Source organism: Pseudonocardia xinjiangensis (assembly GCF_050948425.1).
Taxonomy (GTDB): Bacteria; Actinomycetota; Actinomycetes; order Mycobacteriales; family Pseudonocardiaceae; genus Pseudonocardia; species Pseudonocardia xinjiangensis.
Window position 1 is genome coordinate 5,912,842 of sequence record NZ_CP192009.1, and the last position, 18,348, is coordinate 5,931,189.

Here is an 18,348-nt window from a genome sequence, read left to right on the forward strand (position 1 = left end):
GCTGCAATCAGTGGGCGCACGGGTCAGCGGCCGAACGAGTCGCGCAGGCGGGAGAAGATGCCGTGCCCGTTTCGGTTGCCTGCCGCGAGGTCGGGCTGCTCCTCCCCGCGCAGCTCGGCGAGCTGGCGCAGCAGTTCGGTCTGCTTGGCGTCGAGCTTCGTGGGGACGGCGACGTCGACGTGCACCATGAGGTCGCCGTGCCCGTCCACCCGGCCCGACGACCGCAGCCGCGGCATTCCCTTGCCCCGCAGCGTGCGCACCGTGCCGGCCTGCGTGCCCGGCTCCACGTGGAGCTCCTCGATGCCGTCGAGGGTGGGCAGCGGGAGGGTGGTGCCCAAGGCGGCTGCGGTCATCGGCAGCTCCACGGTGCAGTGCAGGTCGGCGCCGTCGCGGGTGAACAGCTCGTGCGCCTCCTCCTCGACCTCCACGTACAGGTCACCGGCGGGGCCGCCGCCGGGGCCGACCTCGCCCTGCCCGGCCAGCCGGACGCGCATGCCGTCGGCCACGCCCGGCGGGATCCGCACGGCGACCGACCGCCGCGAGCGGACGCGGCCGTCGCCGCCGCACTGCCGGCAGGGCTCCGGGATGACCTCGCCGAAGCCGCGGCAGTTGGGGCAAGGCCGGGACGTGACGACCTGGCCGAGGAACGAGCGCTGCACGCTCTGCACCTCGCCGCGGCCGTTGCAGATGTCGCACATCGTGGGGGCGCTGCCCGGCGCGCAGCCCGAGCCGGTGCACTCGGAGCAGAGCACCGCGGTGTCGACGGTGAGGTCGCGCGTGATGCCGGTGGCGCAGTCCTCCAGCGTGAGGTGCATCCGGATCAGCGCGTCGGCCCCCGGCTGCACCCGGCTGCGCGGGCCGCGCCCGCGGCCGCCGGCCTGGCCGCCGAAGAAGGCGTCCATGATGTCGCCGAAGCCGAAGGCACTGAACGGGTCGCCGCCGCCGCGTCCCCCGGCCCCGCCACCGTTGCCCAGCGGGTCGCCCCCGAGGTCGACGATCCGGCGCTTCTCCGGATCGGACAGCACCTCGTACGCCGCGCTGACCTCGGCGAACCGCTCCTGCGCCGCCGCGTCGGGGTTGACGTCGGGATGCAGCTCGCGCGCGAGCCTGCGGTAGGCCCGCTTGATCTCGTCGGGCCCGGCGTCGCTGTCGACACCCAGGATCCCGTAGTAGTCCCGTGCCACCCTGGCGTTCCCCATGGTCCTTCTCGCTCAGCCGTTCATGAACTCGTGCCGGATCGATAATGCCGTGTCAGCGCCCTGCCAGGATCTCACCCACGTAGCGGGCGACCGCATGGACCGCCGCGATCGAGCCGGGGTAGTCCATGCGGGTGGGGCCCACCACGCCCATACCGCCCAGCACGGTGCCGGGCCCGTAACCGATCGACAAGACCGACGTGTCGCGCATCTCCTCGGCCTCGTTCTCCTCACCGATCCGGACGGTGACGGTGCCCGGGTCCTGCGCGGAGGCGAGCAGCTTGAGGACGATCACCTGTTCCTCGAGCGCTTCCAGCACCTGCCGCAGGGATCCGGGGAAGTCGGCGACGTTGCGCGTGAGGTTGGCCGTGCCGCCGAGCAGCAGCCGCTCCTCGGGGTGCTCGACGAGGGTCTCGATGAGCACCGTGGAGATCGTGATGGCCACCTCCCGCAGCTCGTGCGGGACGGAGTCGGGCAGGTCGGCCACCGCGACCGACGCGGCCGCGAGCCTGCGGCCCGCGAGGGCCCCGTTGACCAGGGAGCGCAGCTGGGCGACCTCGTCGTCGGAGAGCACCTCGCCGAGATCGACGACCCGCTGGTCGACGCGGCCGCTGTCGGTGATGACCACGAGCATCAGCCGGGCGGGGGTGAGCGCCACGATCTCGCAGTGGCGCACGGTGGAGCGGGTGAGCGTGGGGTACTGCACGACGGCCACCTGGCGGGTGAGCTGCGCGAGCAGCCGGACGCTGCGCCGCAGCACGTCGTCGAGGTCGACGGCCCCGTCGAGGAACGCCTGCAGGGCGCGCCTCTCGGCCGCCGACAGGGGCTTGACCTGGGCCAGCCGGTCGACGAACAGGCGGTAGCCCTTGTCGGTGGGCACCCGGCCCGCACTGGTGTGCGGCTGCGCGATGAGGCCGTCCTCCTCGAGGACGGCCATGTCGTTGCGGACCGTGGCGCTCGAGACGCCCAGGTTGTGGCGCTCGACGATCATCTTCGAGCCCACGGGCTCGTGGGTCGCGACGTAGTCGGCGACGATTGCGCGCAGGACCGCGAAGCGGCGCTCGTCGGCGTTCACGCGGCGTTCCTCCCCCGTCGTGGTGTTCCCACCAGTCTAGGTGTTCTCCACGGGAGGAGCCCGTCGTCGTCGCTCAGCCGGTGGCGGACGCACGTTCCGGGTGGAACGGGAGACGATCATGCGGCTCAGCTGCCTGCCGAACCCGCGTCGGCGGCCCCGGCCAGTGACGGCGTCGTGGCGAGAGGCGCCCGGCGCCCCGCGACGACCTCGCGGGTCACCTCCTCGACGGTCTTGCCCCTCGTCTCGAAGGTGCCCACCAGCGCGACGAGACCGGCGATGATCGAGATGACGCCGAAGAGCAGGAAGAACGCGTAGCCCGAGGTGTGCATGGCCAGCACGAACCCCACGAGGGCCGGCATCACGAGGCCGCCCACCTTCTGCCACGCCGCGGCCCAGCCGATCCCGGTGCCGCGGCTCGCCGTCGGGTACAGCTCGCTGGCGTAGGCGAACAGCGTGGCCCCGCCCAGCCCGCTGCCGAAGAAGGTGGCGGCCGAGCCGAGCACCACCACGGCGACGGCGGCGGACGTGGTGCCCCACACCAGGCAGAGCAGGCCGCTGGCCAGGAACGACACGCCGAGCACCACGCGGCGCCCGATCCGGTTGATCAGCTGGCCCGCGAGGATGGCGCCCACCACGCCGACCGACGTGATGATCGCGGTGTAGCCGAAGCTCTTGAGCAGCCCGGCGCCCTGGCCTTCGAGCACCGAGGGCAGCCAGCTCGAGAGCCCGTAGAGGAAGGCGCCTGCGCACACCTCCATCAGCCAGACCGCGACCGTGTAGCGGAGGTAGGGCCGGCCCACGAGGGTGCGCAGCGATCCGCCGGACCCGGACGGGGCGACGTCGAGGGCGGCGGGCTCCCCCGGTGCGCCGGCTGATCCGGGGCAGAGCGAGTCGACGATCTTCCGCGCGTCGTGCACCCGGCCGCGGCGCAGCAGGAAGCGCACCGACTCCGGCAGCCACGCCAGCATGAACAGGCTGACGAGGACGGGCACCGTCCCCACCACGAACATGGCCCGCCACGAGAACGCCGGCACGACCAGCGCACCGATCGCGGCGGCGACGGGCAAGCCGATGAGCCACGCGGAGGTCGCCATCGTGACCATCGGGCCGCGGTGGCGGGAGGGGGCGAACTCGGCGATGTAGGGCAGCACCACCGCGATCTCCGCGCCCAGCCCGACGCCCTGCAGCGCCCGGAAGACCAGCAGCGAGGGGTAGCTCCACGCGAAGGCGGCGGCGAGGCTGAACACCGCGAAGACCAGGAGGCACAGTGCCAGCGGGATCCGGCGGCCGAACCTGTCGGAGACGGTGCCCGCGATCGCCGCCCCCACGAGCATTCCCGCGAACAGGACCGACGAGTAGAACCCGGCCTGCTCGCTCCCGAGATGAAACGTGCCGACGATTCCGGGGAGCGTCACCCCGGTGACGTTGATGAGGAAGCCGTCCAGGAAATGCCCGGCCAGCACCGTCAGATAGATCCGCAGATGGCGCGTGGTGAATCCTGAATCGTCCAGCCGGTCGAGGAGCGGGCTGGCACCGGGCGCGGTCGCCGCGTGATGGGGCATGAGAGGACCACCTCCTTGTGGCTCGAGAACTGGAGATTCGCGAGGCGACGCCGCTGTCGGGCGCGCCCGTCGCGATTACCGGTCGTCCAGGTTGCCCTGGATGTCGAAGTAGATCCGGCGGAGCGCCGCGAGGAGCGGGGAGCGCATCTCCGGCGGCAGTCCGGTCGTGAGCTCGGCGGCGAACTTCTCCAGCGCCCGCCGGGCGGCGTCACGGGCGCTCAGGCCCAGTGGTGTGAGTTCGAGCCGCATGGTGCGGCGACTGGTGTCGGAGACGCCGCGGGAGAGGAATCCGCGGGTGACCATCTTGTCGACGCTCTCCGACATCGTGGACGGGTTGCGATGCGCGAGTTTGCACAGTGCCGTGAGCGAGGTGTGCCCGCTCCCGACCCTGGACAGGATGCGGTACTGCCGGATGGTGAGGGGTTGGTCCAGTCCGGCGAGAGTCTCGGTCTGCAGCCTGGTGAGCCGTCCACCGAGCGCGAGGAGCACTTCTCCGATACCCGCGTCGGGGCCGATCTCGTCGAAGGTCTCCGTGTCGTCATTGATCACTTTGGTATCCGCACTGTCCGGTGCCCGAAATGATGTCCGACGGCGAGAGTACTGCTGTGACCCGATTCTCGGAAGAGCCAGATCTGACAAAGCAAAAAAGCAGCAAAGAGAACAATCGGGCCAAATACCGCGAATTGTGCGAATGCCGTCGGGCGGCAGTGGGCGACCCGCGCCGGGACGGGCCCGCCGGCACCTGGTCACGCTCGGGTTGCGGCGCCCCACCGAGCGGAACCCGAGCGCCCCGGTGATCGTTTGGGGCAGCGTGAGTGGATATCCGTTTCGCGAGCTTCGCGAAGACCGACGACCGGGAGCGGCACACTGATGGGCCTGTTCGACAAGCTGAAGGAGCGCTTCGCTCCCCCTTCGCACACCGCGCCTCACCACACCGGGCCACACCACACCGGGTCCCGGCACCCGGCCTCCCATGACCGAGACCCCGACGAGGTCGCCGTCGAGCGTTACCGGTACATGCTGAAGACGGCACCTCCCGAGACGATCGAGCAGGCCCACGCCGAGGCCTTCGCCAAGCTCACCCCGGAGCAGCGGCAGCAGGTTCTCGCCGAGATGAGCACCTCCGTGCCCGAGTCGGAGCGGGCCCGCTCCACGGACCCGCGGGACATGGCGCGGATGGCCACCCGCGCGGAGATGCGCCAGCCCGGCACGATGGAGCGCAGCCTCGGCGGCCGGCAGGGCCCGGGGATGGGCAGCATGATCGCCGGCACGCTGCTGGCGAGCGTGGCGGGCGCGTTCATCGGCACCGCGATCGCCGATGCGCTGTTCGACGACGACATGTTCGAAGGCGACGAGCCCGAGGCCGGCGAGGAGATGGCCGCGCCCGAGCCGGCCGAGGACTTCGGCGGCGACTTCGGCGGCGAGGAGTTCTGAGGCGTGCGCGGTGGCGGGGGCGCTCCGCCCCCGCCACCGCGGCCGGGGTGTGACAACCAGGGGTTGACAACGACAACCGTGGGTTGTCATGATTGCTGCATGACGAAGAACTCGAGCCGTGACGAGACGTTTCAGCGGATCAAGGAGGTGCGTGCCGAAGCGATTGAGCACACCAGATTGGCTCGCGCGTTGGCGGTTGAGCGTCGCGACTTGATGCAGGAGCTTCTCGACGGTGGCCTGTCGCAGGCGGACATCGCCCGGGAACTGGGGGTTTCGCGGCAGGCGATTCAGAAGATGATGGCGCTGAACTGATCCTCGGTCTGCTGTGGTCAGCGGTTTGACGCGCGGCGCCGGCCGTTCTTGCACCCAGGCGGGATGATCACCACCCCAGGTGGAGCCATTGATGCGGAACGACGGCCGAAGTGGGGCCAAGTCTGGTGATCACACGCACGGTCACCCGGGACCAGAGAGCCGCCTTCGCCTGAGCACCCGTCCACCGTCGGAGGAGTTCCGGCACCCGTGCGGACCTGCGACGATGTGACATGTGCTGATCCGGCAGCCCACCCTGGAGGCCATCGCGGCAGGCGCCGTCACGACGGTGTTCCGCCGCTGGGACCGGCCCCGCGTGCGCCCGGGCGGCACGCAGCGCACCTCGGTGGGCGTGCTGGAGTTCACCGCCGTCGAGCCGGTCGACCTCGCCCAGCTCACCGCGCAGGACGCCCTCGCCGCCGGCTACGCCGACCTCGCGGCGCTGCGGAAGGCGCAGGAGGGCGACGGGCAGCTCTACCGGATCCGCCTGCGACCGGCCGGCCCGGATCCGCGCGTGGCCCTGCGGTCGCAGGCCACGCTGAGCGCAGCGGAACGCGCGGAGCTGGCGCAGCGCCTCGACCGGTTGGACCGGGCGTCGCGGCACGGCCCGTGGACCGCGGCGGTGCTGGACCTGATCGCCGCCCACCCCGGCACCCGCGCGCCCGATCTCGCCGAACGGCTCGGCCGCGAGACGCTGCCGTTCAAGCGCGATGTGCGCAAGCTCAAGGAGCTGGGGCTGACCGAGAGCCTGCCGGTCGGCTACCGGCTCTCCCCCCGCGGGCAGGCCTTCGTCCGCAGGTGAGTCCTCACCCCGGAGTCACCTCGGCGATGGCAGTGTGGCGTGACGTGGCCGCGCAACGCTTCAGCCGGCGCTGGCTCCTCGTCGCTGCCGGTGCCGCAGGTCTGGTCGCGGCGGGCGCGGTCCCGTGGCCCGCAGGCGCGGTCGACGTCGACGCCACCGCCCTGCGCAGGCGGATCCTCGGCAGCGTCCCTCCCCACGTCGGGTACGCCGAGAGCACCGGCAGGCTCGGTCTGCCCCAGATCCCCCAGCTGGAGTCCGCGATCACGCTGTTCACCTCCACCACACGCATCCGCGCGTTCGTCGCAGGCTCCGACCGCTGGCGGGTGGACCAGCTGACACCCGCCGGGGAACGCGACACCTACCGTCTCGACGGGGTGGAGTACGTCTGGGACTTCGGCGGAGACCAGCTCACCCGGGTGGTCGGGGAGGCACCGATCCGGCTGCCCCGCGCCGCCGACCTGCTCCCGCCCGAGCTCGCCCGGCGGCTGCTGCGCCTCGCCCCGGCCGATCCCGTCACCACGCTCCCGGCCAGGCGCGTCGCCGGCCGGACCGCCGTGGGGCTGCGGCTCACGCCGTCCGACCCGGCAACCACCATCGGCACCGTGGACATCTGGGCCGACCCGGCCACCGCGTTGCCGCTGCGGGTCGAGGTGGCCCCGCACACCGGGCCACCCCTGCTGACCAGCGAGCTGCTCGAGGTCGATGACCGCACCCCCGACCCCTCGGAGCTCACCCCGGCCGTCCCGCCCGGGGCGGCGACGGTGTCGACGTCGGCGGCCGACGTCAGCGGTGCCCTGCGCCAGCTCGATGCGCCACCGCCGCCCGCGCAGCTCGCGGGCCGCAGCAGGATGCCGCTGTCCGGCACGCCGGACGCCCGCCTGCCCGGAGTGGGGATCTACGGGACGGGGCTCGCCGCGTTCGCGCTCATCCCCGCCACGGCCGACCTCGCCGGTCGCGTGGTGGACAACGCGGCCGTGGCGGGCGGGACGACGGTGGAGGTGCCGTCCGGTCGCGCGGTCCGGCTGGCCACCCCGCTGGTGTCGGTGGCGGCCCGGACCAGCAGGCGCAGCGGCGTGCTGCTGATCGGGACGGTCGTGCCGGAGCTGCTGGAGCAGGCGGTCCGCGAGCTCCCCGCACGCAGGCGGCGGGCGTGACGGCCGAGGACGTGATCCGGACGACCGGGCTCACCAAGCGGTACGGCCGCGTCACGGCCGTCGACGGGGTGGACCTGCGGGTGCCGGCGGGCGCCCGGTTCGGGCTGCTGGGGCCCAACGGCTCGGGCAAGACCACTCTCGTGCGGATGCTGCTCGGCCTGGTGCACCCCACGTCGGGCTCGGTGGAGCTGCTCGGGCACGCGATGCCACGGCACGCGGCCACCGTGCTCCCCCGCGTCGGAGCGCTCGTCGAGAACCCCGCCGCGTGGCCGCACCTGTCCGGACGCACCAACCTGCGGCTGCTCGACGCCGCGGGCCGGGGAGGCAGGAGACGCGACCGGCGCGCGAGGGTGGAGGACGCGCTGGCGCGCGTCGGGCTCGGCGGCGTCGACCGCCGGCCGGTGCGGGCCTACTCCCTGGGCATGCGGCAGCGCCTCGGGATCGCGGCGGCGCTGCTGCGCGGCCCCGAGCTGCTGCTGCTCGACGAACCGACCAACGGCCTCGACCCGCGCGGGATCGGCGAGATGCGGGACCTGCTGGTCGCGCTGAACGAGGGAGGGACGACGGTGGTGCTGTCCAGCCACCTGCTCACCGAGGTCGAGGCGCTGTGCACCCGCGTCGGCGTGATGGACGCGGGACGGCTCGTGCTGACCGAGGACCTGGACGCGCTGCGCGTCCCGACCGGCCGGGTGCTGCTGCGCACCCCGGACCCGGCCGCCGTGGTCGGGTTGCTCGACGGGCAGGTGGTGGAGCGCAGTGGCAACGTGCTGGTCGTCCGGGAGGACGACCCGGCCGCGCTCAACACCCGGCTGGTGAGCGCCGGGATTCACGTCACCGAGCTGGCGCCGCAGCGCCGCACCCTGGAACAGGTGGTGCTGGGGCTGACGGGGTCGGGCTCGGACCGGGTGGACGGGAGGGCGCGGTGATCGGCGTCGAGCTGGGGTTGATGCTGCGCCGCCGCCGGGTGTGGCTGTGCTGGGTGCTGCTCTGCGCGCTGCCCGCGCTCGTGGCGGTGCTGCTGGCCACCACCCGGCTGGCCCCGGCACCCGGCCAGGGCCCGGCGTTCCTGTCGGCCGTCGTCAGCAACGGCCAGCTGTTCCCGGCGGCCGCGCTGGCACTGGTGCTCCCCGTGTTCCTGCCGATCACTGTGGCCGTGGTGGCCGGCGACGCCGTCGCGGGCGAGGCGAGCAGCGGGATGCTGCGCTACCTGCTGGTCCGTCCGGTCGGCCGGCTCCGGCTGCTGGTGGCCAAGCTCGTGTCGACGGCGGCGTTCGTGCTGATCGCCGTGGCGCTGGTGACGCTCACCAGCTATGTCGTCGGCGTGGCGGCGTTCGGGTTCGGTCCCGGGGCCTCGCTCGGCGGCGCCGGTGGCATCACGTCGCTGTCGGGGGCGGTGATCACCCCGGGCGAGCTCGCCGTCCGCACCGCGGCCGTCGTCGGGTACCTGGCGCTCTGCATGCTCGCGCTGGGGGCGATCGGGCTGTTCTTCTCCACGCTCACCGACTCCCCGCTCGCCGCCGCGCTGGGGGTGCTCGCGGTGGTCGTCACCAGCGCGTCACTGCTCCCGCTGGACGCCGCCGCTGCGCTACGGTTCTACCTCCCGACCACGCACTGGCTGGCCTGGATCGACCTCTACCGCGTCCCGATCCTGTGGACAGCCGTCCGGCAGGGCGCGGAGGTCCAGGTGTCCTACGTGCTCGTGGCGTTCGGAGCAGCGTGGGCCAACTTCGCCACGAAGGACGTCACCAGCTGACCCGTGCGGGCCTAACCTTTCGCGATGGCGACTCTCGAGTTCGACGAGGAGAGTGCCCGCCGCGTCGAGCGGACCTACGCGACGCCCGACGTCGTGGCGCAGCGGGCGCAGGTGCTCGCGCTGCTCGCTCCGCAGCCCGGTGATCGAGTGCTCGACATCGGGTCGGGGCCGGGCTACTTGGCGGCCTCGCTCGCCGACGCCGTCGGCCCGACCGGCACCGTGTACGGGCTGGATCCGAGCCCGGCGATGAACGCGATCGCCCGGACCCGCAGCGCCACCAGGCCCTGGATCCGCATCGAGGACGGCGACGCGGTGGCCCTGCCCTACCCGGACTCGTCGTTCGATGCCGCCGTCGCCACGCAGGTGTACGAGTACGTGCCCGACATTCCGCGGGCGCTGGCCGAACTGCGGCGGGTGCTGCGGGCGGGCGGGCGGACGCTGGTCCTGGACACCGACTGGGACTCGCTCGTGTGGCACACGACCGACCGGGAACTGCACCGCCGGGTCATCGCGGCATGGGAGGAGCACGTCGTCCACCCGCACCTGCCGTGCCTGCTGGCCGGCCTGCTGCGCCGCGCCGGCTTCACCGTGCCCGAGCAGCGAGTGGTGGTGCTGTTCAACCCCCAACTGCATGCGCAGACGTTCAGCGCCAACATGATGGAGCTCATCGCGGAGTTCGTCGTCGGCCGCCAGAGCGTCACGGCCGAGGACGCCGTGGCCTGGCTCGGCGACCTGCGCGCCCGCGCCGACGAGGGCAACTACCTGTTCAGCCTCACCCGCTACGTCTTCCTCGCCACCGCCACCTGACCTCACGTGGCGACAGCCGCCGGTCGCCGGTCCCCGGCGGCCGGCACCTGGCGGCGGCCCCGCCGGTTCCGGGTCCGGTTCAGCCAGTACTCGGCGACCAGCAGGTTCACCACCCAGCTCAGCCACATGGACACCCCGACGGCCTGGGCAAGCGCCGCCGGGTCGACGGGGCCCCCGCTCATCACCTCGGGGGCGAACACCGCGATGCAGAGCATGCTCCACGGCCGGTTCGCGACGATGGAGAACGTCAGGGCGACGCTGCGGACCATCCACTCGCGGTGCTGGTCGAACCGCCGGGCCCGGGCGGCGCGGTAGCCCGCCACCGCGGTGCCCAGCCAGAGCAGCGCCAGCATGGTGTTCGCGACCTGACCGGTGGCGCCCCCCGTCTGCGCGAAGGGGGCGACGGCCAGCACGGCCACCCCGCCGGGCAGGACACCCAGAGCGAGGTAGGCGCGGCCGCTCCAGCGGTGCACGGCGGGATGCGTCCGCCGCAGCCACGGCCAGACCTGCAACGACGCCGTCAGCAGGGCGATCGAGCCGAACCCGATGTGCGCCACCAGCGCGGGGTAGAACCACGGGACGTCCTCGGGCACGGACAGCCGCGCCTGGGCGGGGGCGAGCCCGAGGTAGGGCGGGAGGGCGACGGCGAGGAAAGCGATCGTCAGCACGCCCAGCGGGAGGGCGAGCGTGCGAACGCGACGGGCGGCGGGAGCGCTGGGGGACACCAGTGACCTCCGGATCGGGAGCGGGTGTGATCACCCTCCGCCCGGGCCGGCCCTCGGTCATGCCGGTGCGCCAGCATCTCCGAGGTAGGGCAGCCCATACCGCCCGCTAGTCACCCGTCCTTCTCCGCAGAGCGCGGAGCTGCGTCCGGACGTCCTCCAGATCCCACCGGGCGTGCCCCTTCGGGGTCTCCATCGTGGGTGTGAGGGTGCCGTCCTGCCGGTACTGCTGGATCAGGCGTGCCGACACCCCGAGCTCCTCGGCCAGCTCACTGGTCAGGAGCAGCCTCGGCCGTCGTTCCTTCGGGGCACCTGGGCAATGTAGGCCCGGGCGATGAGGATCAGTCGGTCTTCCTGCGAAGTGCCCGGAGCTGCGTCCGTAGGTCCTCGAGATCCCACCGGAACTGTCCGCCAGGGGTCTCGATCCTCGGGGTCAGCCGCCCCTCGCGCGCCCACCGGGACAAGGACCGCTCGGCCAGTCCGAGAGCGTCGGCAGCCTGCTTCGTGGAGAGCAGTCGTTCCGCCGCCATGCCCGGACGCTACCGGTTGGCCGATATAGCCCTGATGGCGAGCACGGCTGAAACGGCGAGTCTGTGGCCGACATGGCGAGAATGGCTGGTAATGGCCGTGATCCCGCGGGTCAGCCCGCTCCCGCGGCGCGCAACGAGGCGCAGTCGCCGCCCGTGGGCAGCGCGCCCCGGGAGATCGCCCCCAGCACGAGCCCGGTGACGGCGGCATCGGTCGGCAGCTGGGAGTGGCTGACCCGCGCGCCGGGGCAGACCGACTGGACCGGCACGTTCGCCGCGCCCGCGAGCCGCGCGGAGTCCGGCGGGGTGACGGTCTCGTCGTCGGCGGTCCAGATCGACAGCCACGGCAGGGCCGCACCGACGTTCGCCCTGGCCAGCTCGGCGAGGTCGCCGCTGCCGGGGGCCAGCTGCCGGCACGCCTCCGGGCAGGCGTCCGGCGCGCCCGCCGCCGCGGCTGCCGCGAGCGTCGTGCCGGCCAGGGGCGCGCCGAGCGTGACCACGCGGCGGGCCTTCGCGGCGCCGTCGTCGCGGGCAACCCAGAGGCCGGTGACCACGCCACCTGCCGAGTAGCCGATCACGTCGACCGACGGTGCCCCCGCTGCGAGCTCCGTGTCGACCGCGCGGTCGAGCACGTCCACCTGCGCCGACAGGTCGCCCGTGCCGTCGCCGACGAGCGTGAGCACCTGTGCGGTGCGGCCGGTGGCCTCGATCCGCCCGGCGAGGGTGAGCAGGCTGTCGCGGGACCCGCCGTAGCCGGGCACGAGCAGCACCGGGCCGAGCCGGTCCTGGGCCGGCCGGGCCGCGGGGTCGACGGCCGGGCCGCGACCGCCGGCCAGCCGCACCCCGACGACCACCCCGAGCACCACGACGAGCACTCCCACCACCGCCACCAGCAGCCGCCGCCGAGGGCTCACGGTCGCGGCCCCCCGCTGACGGGCGACTCGCCCACGGAAAAGGGGCGACTCGCGGGCGGCCGGGGACATCCCCGCGAGTCGCCCGTTTCGCGCGCACGAGTCGCCCCCGTCCCAACCCCCCGCGAGTCGCCCGTTTCGGGAGCGCGAGTCGCCCGATTGACGCGCGCGAGTCGCCCGGCCCGCACCCGCACCCCACCCGCCCCGGCCACGTCCTCGCAGAACCGCCGTGCTCCTCGCAGACCCCACAGCACCTGCGACGAGCACACCCGGTCTGCGAGGAGACCCAACGGCCGGCGAGTCGCCCGGTGCAGGGTCACGCCGGGGCTCCTGCGAGCAGGCTCCCGATCACCCCGTCGGCGAGGAGACGCCCGCGGCGGGTGAGCACCGCACGGCCCGTCGCGAGCGCGGTGGGATCGAGCAGGCCGTCCTCGGCGGCACGGGTGGCCGCGGTGCGGCCCTCGCCGTCGAGCAGGTCCAGCGGGAGCCCCACCGCCAGGCGCAGCTGCAGCATCACGCGCTCCATGTGGCGCTCGGACTCCGCCAGCACCTCGCGGCCCGCCTCCGGCGACGTCCCCTCGGACAGCAGCGTGGCGTACCGCGCCGGGTGCTTGACGTTCCACCACCGCTCACCGGCCAGGTGCGAGTGCGCCCCCGGCCCGAGCCCCCACCAGTCCCCGTCGAGCCAGTACCCGAGGTTGTGCCGGCAGACCGCAGGTTCCGACGCGGCCCAGTTCGACACCTCGTACCAGTGCAGCCCGGCGGCCGAGAGGCGGTCGTCGATCAGCTCGTAGCGGGCCGCGGCCACGTCGTCGTCGGGAGCGGGCAGCTCGCCCCGGGCCACGCGGCGGGCCAGCGCCGTGCCGTCCTCGACGATGAGCGCGTAGGCCGACACGTGGTCCACACCCGCCGCGAGCACCGCGTCGAGCGAGGCCCGCAGGTCGTCGTCGGTCTCGCCCGGTGTGGCGTAGATGAGGTCGAGGTTGACGTGCTCGATCCCGGCGGCCCTGGCCTCCCCCGCGGCGGCGACCGCCCGGCCGGGGGTGTGCCGGCGATCGAGCACCCGCAGCACGTGCTGCGCGGCCGACTGCATGCCCAGCGACACCCGCGTGAACCCGGCCTCGGCGAGGCCCGCGAAGAACTCCGGCGACGTGGACTCGGGGTTGGACTCGGTGGTCACCTCGGCGCCGGGGGCGAGCCCGAACGTCTGCCGGACGGCGTCGAGCACCTGGGCGAGCCGCTCGGCCCCGAGCAGCGACGGCGTGCCTCCGCCCACGAACACGGTGTCGACGGGGCGGGTTCCCACCGTCCGGGCGGCGAGGTCGAGCTCGCGGCGCACCGCGTCGAACCAGCCGTCCGGCGACGCCCCGGAGCCCGCCAGCTCCGACGGTGTGTAGGTGTTGAAGTCGCAGTAACCGCACCGGGCCGCGCAGAACGGCACATGGACATAGATGCCGAACGGCGACTGGGGGGACACGACATCCCAGTCTGCCACTCGCGCACCCGACCACGAGCTCGCCGGTACGTCCGCGGGCTGCGGAGAAGGGCGACTCGCGGACGAAAAGCGGGCGACTCGCGCACACGAGACGGGCGACTCGCGGGCAGAAGGCGGGCGACTCGCGCACACGAGACGGGCGACTCGCGGCCCGAAGCGGGCGACTCGCGGGGCGGAAACGGGCGACTCGCGGGGGTGGGGGCGGGCGGGGGGCGTCCTCGGTCACAACCGGGCCGCGGGGCGGGACGGTCGTGTTGATCGTGACTAGCGTCGATGGCACCCCGGGGCGCCCGGGCACGTGACCGGGAGGACCGGGATGTCGATCGACAGGCCGCGCCGGCCGGCCGGCGTGTTCGCCGACCTCGTGTCGACGACGACGTCCACCGCACCGCGGCAGGTGCTGGGGCGAGCCGTCGTGATGGGCGGGTCGGTTGCCGGGTTGCTGGCAGCGCGGGTGCTCGCCGACGTGGCCGCCGAGGTCGTGATCGTCGAGCGGGACGGGCCCGATCCCGGAGTGGACGACCGGCCCGGCGTGCCGCACGGACTGCAGGTACACGCGCTGCTGGCGGGCGGGCGGCTGCATCTCGACCGGTGGTTCCCCGGCTTCTCGGCCGACTGCGTGGCGGCGGGGGCCTTCGTGGCCCCGTCCCGCGATCTGCGACCCGCGCTGACCGGGCGCCACCGCTGGCTGCGCAGCGTCGACCCCGGCGTCATGTCGGGGAGCAGGCCGTTCCTGGAGGGGATGATCCGCCGCCGGGTGCTCGCACTCCCCGCGGTCACCGTGGTCACCGGGCGCGCCACCGGCCTGGAGTGCCGGGGCGGGGCCGTGACCGGCGTGCACGTGGAGGCGGGCGGCGAGCAGCGCCTGGAGCGAGCGGACCTCGTCGTCGACGCCACCGGACGGGCGAGCCGGCTCGGCGAGTGGCTCGAACGGGCCGGCTGGGACCGCCCGGACCTGCTCCGGCTGCCGATCGAGCTGAGCTACGCCACCGGGTACTTCCGGAGGACGGAGACCCCCGAGCCGCCCATGTGGCTCATCCGCGACCTGCCGGGCCGGACGAACGGCGGGGTGTACGGGCCGATCGAGGACGACCGCTACATCGTGATGATCTCGGCCTACGGCGACCACCGGCCCGGCAGCACGATCGAGGACTTCCGCGCGCAGCTGCGGGCGGACCTGCCGGAACCCTTCACGGTGGTCTCGGCCGGCGAACCGCAAGGGCCGATCCGGACCTACCACATGGCCGACAGCCGCCGCCGCGACTTCGGGCCGCCGCACCGTCTCCCGGCCCGGCTGGTGGCGGTGGGCGACGCGGTGGCGTCGTTCAACCCCACCTTCGGCCAGGGCATCTCCTCGGCGGCGCTGCATGCCGTGTGCCTGGAGTCGTACCTCTCCGACGGCCCGGATCTCGATGCTCCGGCCGACGGGTTCTTCGCCCGGCAGCGGGTCGTGGTGGATGCTGCCTGGCGGTTGTCGACGATCATGGACGTGCGCCGCACGGGTGTCGTGCTGCCCCTGTCACTCCGGGAGCGGCTGGCCCGGCGCCTCACGGGCCACGTCCTGAGCGCCGGGGCCCGGGACGCCGCAGTGGAGGCCGCGGTGACCGCGGCGGGCTTCATGCTGGTGCATCCCGACGCGCTGCTCACCCCGGCCGTGCTCGCGCGGGCCGCCGTCGTGCACGGGCGGGTGGCGGTGGCCCGAGGTGTCGTGGCGGCGCGGCATGGGCTGCGGTGGCTGGCCGGGCGGGTGAACGAACGGCGCGGCCGGCGCCCGCTGCCGGTCGAGGCGGCCTGACGGCAGCTCAGCGACTGTGCGGCAGGATCGACGCCGAGTGTTCGCCTCGCCAGAGATCCGGCCGCCACCGCTGCACGAGCGGAGCAACGGGCGGCGGCTCGCCGGGCCCCGCCCACACCACGAACAGCCAGCATCGCTCGCCGCCGAGCCGCCATGCGGTACGGAGTTCGGGGTGCCGGCGCACGGCCTCGGCGTCGGCCGGGTGGAGTTCGAGCGCCACCACGATCGGGGTCCTCTCCGGCCGCCGGTCGAGCCACCGGATGTACGTCTGGGCGCTGATGCGCCGGCGCCGGTCGGAGACGCGCAGCGAGACCGCGGCGATCTCCGTCCACACCAGGCGGAACGCCGGCCTGCGGCGGCCGGTGTCGAGCCGGATCCCCTCATGGTCGATCAGCAGCCGCAGCGGCCGTCGAAGCTCGAACAGCGCCTGCGACAAGAGGAGCGCGAGCAGCCCGAGGCAGCCCCCCAGAACCCCGGCGACCACCCGTGCCGTCAGGCCTCCGTGCACCTCGCCCCGGACCGCGGCGACGAGGACCACCACGGTGAGCCCCCACAGGATCGGTGCCGAGATCAGGAGCCCCGGCGCGCTCCTCCTGCGCAGGTCGATCACTCCGCTCTCCACGCGGCGAGACGCTACGCAGACGGGCATCGGTACGGGGCCGTTCGGCGAAGACGTGTGAGTCCGCTCCCAGCATGCGGACGTCCATGGATCGTAGACCGGACAAGTGGCACGCTGTCCGTTGTGACTGCGCTGACCCTGCGACTCGTGGCCCGGCGCCACGTGGACCTGCACCGGGTGAGCAGCGCGCTCTGTCGACAGCGCTGATCTCGCGCCCCCGACCACCACATCTCAGCTGGCGCCGAGGCCTGCCGCCCTGACCGCGGTGTGCCCGTGCCGCGATCCGGAGGCTCCGTCTTGCCCCCCACCACGTCCGTTCCCGGCAAACGCAAGCGCGGCGAAGGCCAGTGGAAGCTGGGCTACCGCGAGCCCCTCAACCCGAACGAGCGCACGAAGAAGGACGACGACGGGCTGAACGTCCGCGCCCGTATCGAGAACGTCTACTCCAAGCGCGGGTTCGACTCGATCGACCCGGCCGACCTGCGCGGCCGGATGCGCTGGTGGGGCCTCTACACGCAGCGCCGGCCCGGCATCGACGGCGGCCGTACCGCGGCGCTGGAGCCCGAGGAGCTCGACGACCGCTACTTCATGCTCCGCGTCCGCATCGACGGCGGGGCGCTCACCACGGAGCAGCTGCGGGCGATCGGCGAGGTCTCGCAGGACCACGCGCGGGGCACCGCCGACGTCACCGACCGGCAGAACATCCAGTACCACTGGATCCAGATCGAGGACATGCCCGCGATCTGGAAGAAGCTCGAAGGCCTCGGCCTGCTCACCACCGAGGCGTGTGGCGACACCCCTCGCGTCATCCTCGGCTCGCCGGTCGCCGGGATCTCCGCCGACGAGAAGATCGACCCGAGCCCGGCGATCGACGCGATCCTCGAGCGCTACATCGGCAGCCCCGAGTTCTCCAACCTGCCGCGCAAGTTCAAGACCGCGATCTCCTGGCAGCAGGACGTGGCGCACGAGGTGAACGACGTCTCGTTCGTCGGCGTCGAGCACCCGGAGCACGGCCCCGGCTTCGACGTGTGGGTCGGGGGCGGGCTCTCCACCAACCCGAAGATCGCGCAGCGGCTCGGGGCGTGGGTCCCGCTCGACGAGGTCCCCGACGTCTGGGCGGGGATCATCTCGGTGTTCCGCGACTACGGCTACCGCAGGCTGCGCCACCGCGCGCGGATCAAGTTCCTCGTGGCCGACTGGGGCGCGGAGGAGTTCCGGCGCGTGCTGGAGGACGAGTACCTGGGCCGCAAGCTCGTGGACGGCCCCGCGCCCGCCACCCCCGAGAGCCCGATCGACCACATCGGCGTGCACAAGCAGGTCGACGGCCGCAACTACATCGGCGTCGCACCGGCCGCCGGGCGCGTCTCGGGAGCCACGCTGGTGGCGCTGGCCAAGGCCGCGGAGACCGCGGGCTCACGCCGGGTGCGGCTCACGCCGCAGCAGAAGATCGTCGTGCTCGACGTGCCCGACCGCAACGTCACGTCGCTGACCGCAGAGCTCGCCACCCTGGGCCTGCAGGTCGAGCCGTCGCCGTGGCGGCGCGCCACGATGGCCTGCACCGGCATCGAGTTCTGCAAGCTCGCCATCGTCGAGACGAAGGAGCGGGCGATCCGGCTGGTCGAGGAGCTGGAGCGCCGGCTCGCCGACGTCAGCCCGGACGTCCCGATCTCGATCCACCTCAACGGCTGCCCCAACGCCTGCGCCCGCACGCAGGTGGCCGACATCGGGCTCAAGGGCCAGATCGTCACCGCCGCCGACGGCACGCAGGTCGAGGGCTTCCAGGTGCACCTGGGCGGCGGCCTCGGCCTCGACGCCGGGTTCGGGCGGAAGCTGCGCGGGCTCAAGGTCACCAGCGCTGAGCTGGGCGACTACGTCGAGCGGGTCGTCCGCCGCTTCGTCGACCAGCGCGAGGACGGCGAGCGGTTCGCCCAGTGGGTCACCCGGGCCGCGGAGGGCGATCTCAAATGAGGCGCGAGGTGAGCCGGAATGTCTGAGCGTGCCGTCCCCTTCTACTGCCCGTACTGCGGCGAGGAGGACCTCCGTCCCGCGGAGCAGACCGAGAAGGTGCCGCACGGCGCCTGGTACTGCGCCGACTGCCTGCGGACGTTCTCGCTGAAACTCGTCGGAATCGGAATCGCGGAGACAGTTCGATGAGCGCAGCTTGCGCAGCGAACCATCAACACAGCG

At 73.2% G+C, this 18,348-nt stretch carries 20 protein-coding genes; 10 read left to right on the forward strand and 10 right to left on the reverse strand.

The genetic code is table 11. The features are described 5' to 3' along the window. Positions 1-23 precede the first annotated feature (23 nt). The 4 genes from dnaJ to ACQPZA_RS27815 all read right to left on the reverse strand — a co-directional run bounded on the left by dnaJ (position 24) and on the right by ACQPZA_RS27815 (position 4,382). Positions 24-1,184, reverse strand: a complete 1,161-nt coding sequence (gene dnaJ / locus ACQPZA_RS27800; RefSeq protein ID WP_433283020.1) for a molecular chaperone DnaJ — start codon at positions 1,182-1,184, stop codon at positions 24-26. A gap of 67 nt (positions 1,185-1,251) precedes the next feature. Beyond that, a complete protein-coding gene (gene hrcA, locus ACQPZA_RS27805; protein ID WP_433275120.1) occupies positions 1,252-2,271 on the reverse strand; it encodes a heat-inducible transcriptional repressor HrcA in 1,020 nt (339 codons plus the stop codon). 125 nt (positions 2,272-2,396) lie between these two features. After that, entirely contained in the window at positions 2,397-3,833 is a 1,437-nt protein-coding gene (locus tag ACQPZA_RS27810; RefSeq protein ID WP_433275121.1) for an MFS transporter, read from the reverse strand. 75 nt (positions 3,834-3,908) lie between these two features. Further along, on the reverse strand, positions 3,909-4,382 hold the full coding sequence (locus ACQPZA_RS27815) for a MarR family winged helix-turn-helix transcriptional regulator (RefSeq protein WP_169397331.1): 474 nt from the start codon (positions 4,380-4,382) through the stop codon (positions 3,909-3,911). 321 nt (positions 4,383-4,703) lie between these two features. Here ACQPZA_RS27815 and ACQPZA_RS27820 point away from each other — a divergent pair, with 321 nt between their 5' ends. The 7 genes from ACQPZA_RS27820 to ACQPZA_RS27850 all read left to right on the forward strand — a co-directional run bounded on the left by ACQPZA_RS27820 (position 4,704) and on the right by ACQPZA_RS27850 (position 10,092). Further along, complete coding sequence (locus tag ACQPZA_RS27820; RefSeq protein ID WP_433275122.1) at positions 4,704-5,267, forward strand: hypothetical protein; 564 nt, start codon at positions 4,704-4,706, stop codon at positions 5,265-5,267. A 99-nt stretch (positions 5,268-5,366) separates the two neighbouring features. Beyond that, a complete protein-coding gene (locus tag ACQPZA_RS27825; RefSeq protein WP_169397333.1) occupies positions 5,367-5,579 on the forward strand; it encodes a helix-turn-helix domain-containing protein in 213 nt (70 codons plus the stop codon). 232 nt (positions 5,580-5,811) lie between these two features. Further along, complete coding sequence (locus ACQPZA_RS27830; protein WP_433275123.1) at positions 5,812-6,378, forward strand: hypothetical protein; 567 nt, start codon at positions 5,812-5,814, stop codon at positions 6,376-6,378. 26 nt (positions 6,379-6,404) lie between these two features. Then, a complete protein-coding gene (locus ACQPZA_RS27835) occupies positions 6,405-7,532 on the forward strand; it encodes a hypothetical protein (RefSeq protein WP_433275125.1) in 1,128 nt (375 codons plus the stop codon). Between the two features lie 11 nt (positions 7,533-7,543). Then, positions 7,544-8,458, forward strand: coding sequence for an ABC transporter ATP-binding protein (locus ACQPZA_RS27840; protein ID WP_433283022.1), 915 nt, complete (start codon positions 7,544-7,546; stop codon positions 8,456-8,458). Beyond that, positions 8,455-9,285, forward strand: coding sequence for an ABC transporter permease (locus tag ACQPZA_RS27845; RefSeq protein ID WP_169397336.1), 831 nt, complete (start codon positions 8,455-8,457; stop codon positions 9,283-9,285). Before ACQPZA_RS27840 ends, ACQPZA_RS27845 begins: the two co-directional genes overlap by 4 nt. 24 nt (positions 9,286-9,309) lie before the next feature. Further along, on the forward strand, positions 9,310-10,092 hold the full coding sequence (locus tag ACQPZA_RS27850; RefSeq protein WP_433275126.1) for a methyltransferase domain-containing protein: 783 nt from the start codon (positions 9,310-9,312) through the stop codon (positions 10,090-10,092). Between the two features lie 2 nt (positions 10,093-10,094). Here the strand turns inward: ACQPZA_RS27850 and ACQPZA_RS27855 are convergent, their stop codons facing one another. The 5 genes from ACQPZA_RS27855 to hemW form a co-directional block, all read right to left on the reverse strand. Beyond that, on the reverse strand, positions 10,095-10,817 hold the full coding sequence (locus tag ACQPZA_RS27855; RefSeq protein ID WP_433275128.1) for a DUF2306 domain-containing protein: 723 nt from the start codon (positions 10,815-10,817) through the stop codon (positions 10,095-10,097). Positions 10,818-10,923: 106 nt separating this feature from the next. Beyond that, positions 10,924-11,229: a MerR family transcriptional regulator gene (locus tag ACQPZA_RS27860; protein ID WP_433283024.1), complete on the reverse strand. Its 306-nt coding sequence runs from the start codon at positions 11,227-11,229 to the stop codon at positions 10,924-10,926. Beyond that, on the reverse strand, positions 11,156-11,344 hold the full coding sequence (locus tag ACQPZA_RS27865) for a helix-turn-helix domain-containing protein (RefSeq protein WP_433275130.1): 189 nt from the start codon (positions 11,342-11,344) through the stop codon (positions 11,156-11,158). Before ACQPZA_RS27865 ends, ACQPZA_RS27860 begins: the two co-directional genes overlap by 74 nt. Before the next feature lie 110 nt (positions 11,345-11,454). Beyond that, positions 11,455-12,255, reverse strand: coding sequence for an esterase/lipase family protein (locus ACQPZA_RS27870; protein ID WP_433275132.1), 801 nt, complete (start codon positions 12,253-12,255; stop codon positions 11,455-11,457). Positions 12,256-12,568: 313 nt separating this feature from the next. Continuing rightward, positions 12,569-13,729: a radical SAM family heme chaperone HemW gene (gene hemW / locus ACQPZA_RS27875; protein ID WP_433275133.1), complete on the reverse strand. Its 1,161-nt coding sequence runs from the start codon at positions 13,727-13,729 to the stop codon at positions 12,569-12,571. A 334-nt stretch (positions 13,730-14,063) separates the two neighbouring features. Between hemW and ACQPZA_RS27880 the strand changes: the two genes are divergently transcribed. Then, the gene (locus ACQPZA_RS27880) at positions 14,064-15,542 is read left to right on the forward strand and encodes an FAD-dependent oxidoreductase (protein ID WP_433275134.1); all 1,479 of its coding nucleotides are present in this window, start codon (positions 14,064-14,066) and stop codon (positions 15,540-15,542) included. Between the two features lie 7 nt (positions 15,543-15,549). On the opposite strand, the gene ACQPZA_RS27885 is transcribed toward ACQPZA_RS27880, so the two are convergent. Continuing rightward, positions 15,550-16,164: a hypothetical protein gene (locus tag ACQPZA_RS27885; RefSeq protein WP_433275135.1), complete on the reverse strand. Its 615-nt coding sequence runs from the start codon at positions 16,162-16,164 to the stop codon at positions 15,550-15,552. A gap of 294 nt (positions 16,165-16,458) precedes the next feature. Here ACQPZA_RS27885 and ACQPZA_RS27890 point away from each other — a divergent pair, with 294 nt between their 5' ends. Both ACQPZA_RS27890 and ACQPZA_RS27895 read left to right on the forward strand, forming a co-directional pair. Next, complete coding sequence (locus tag ACQPZA_RS27890) at positions 16,459-18,129, forward strand: nitrite/sulfite reductase (RefSeq protein WP_433275136.1); 1,671 nt, start codon at positions 16,459-16,461, stop codon at positions 18,127-18,129. 18 nt (positions 18,130-18,147) lie between these two features. Further along, positions 18,148-18,315: an Insertion element protein gene (locus tag ACQPZA_RS27895; protein WP_169400433.1), complete on the forward strand. Its 168-nt coding sequence runs from the start codon at positions 18,148-18,150 to the stop codon at positions 18,313-18,315. The last annotated feature ends 33 nt before the right edge of the window (positions 18,316-18,348 follow it).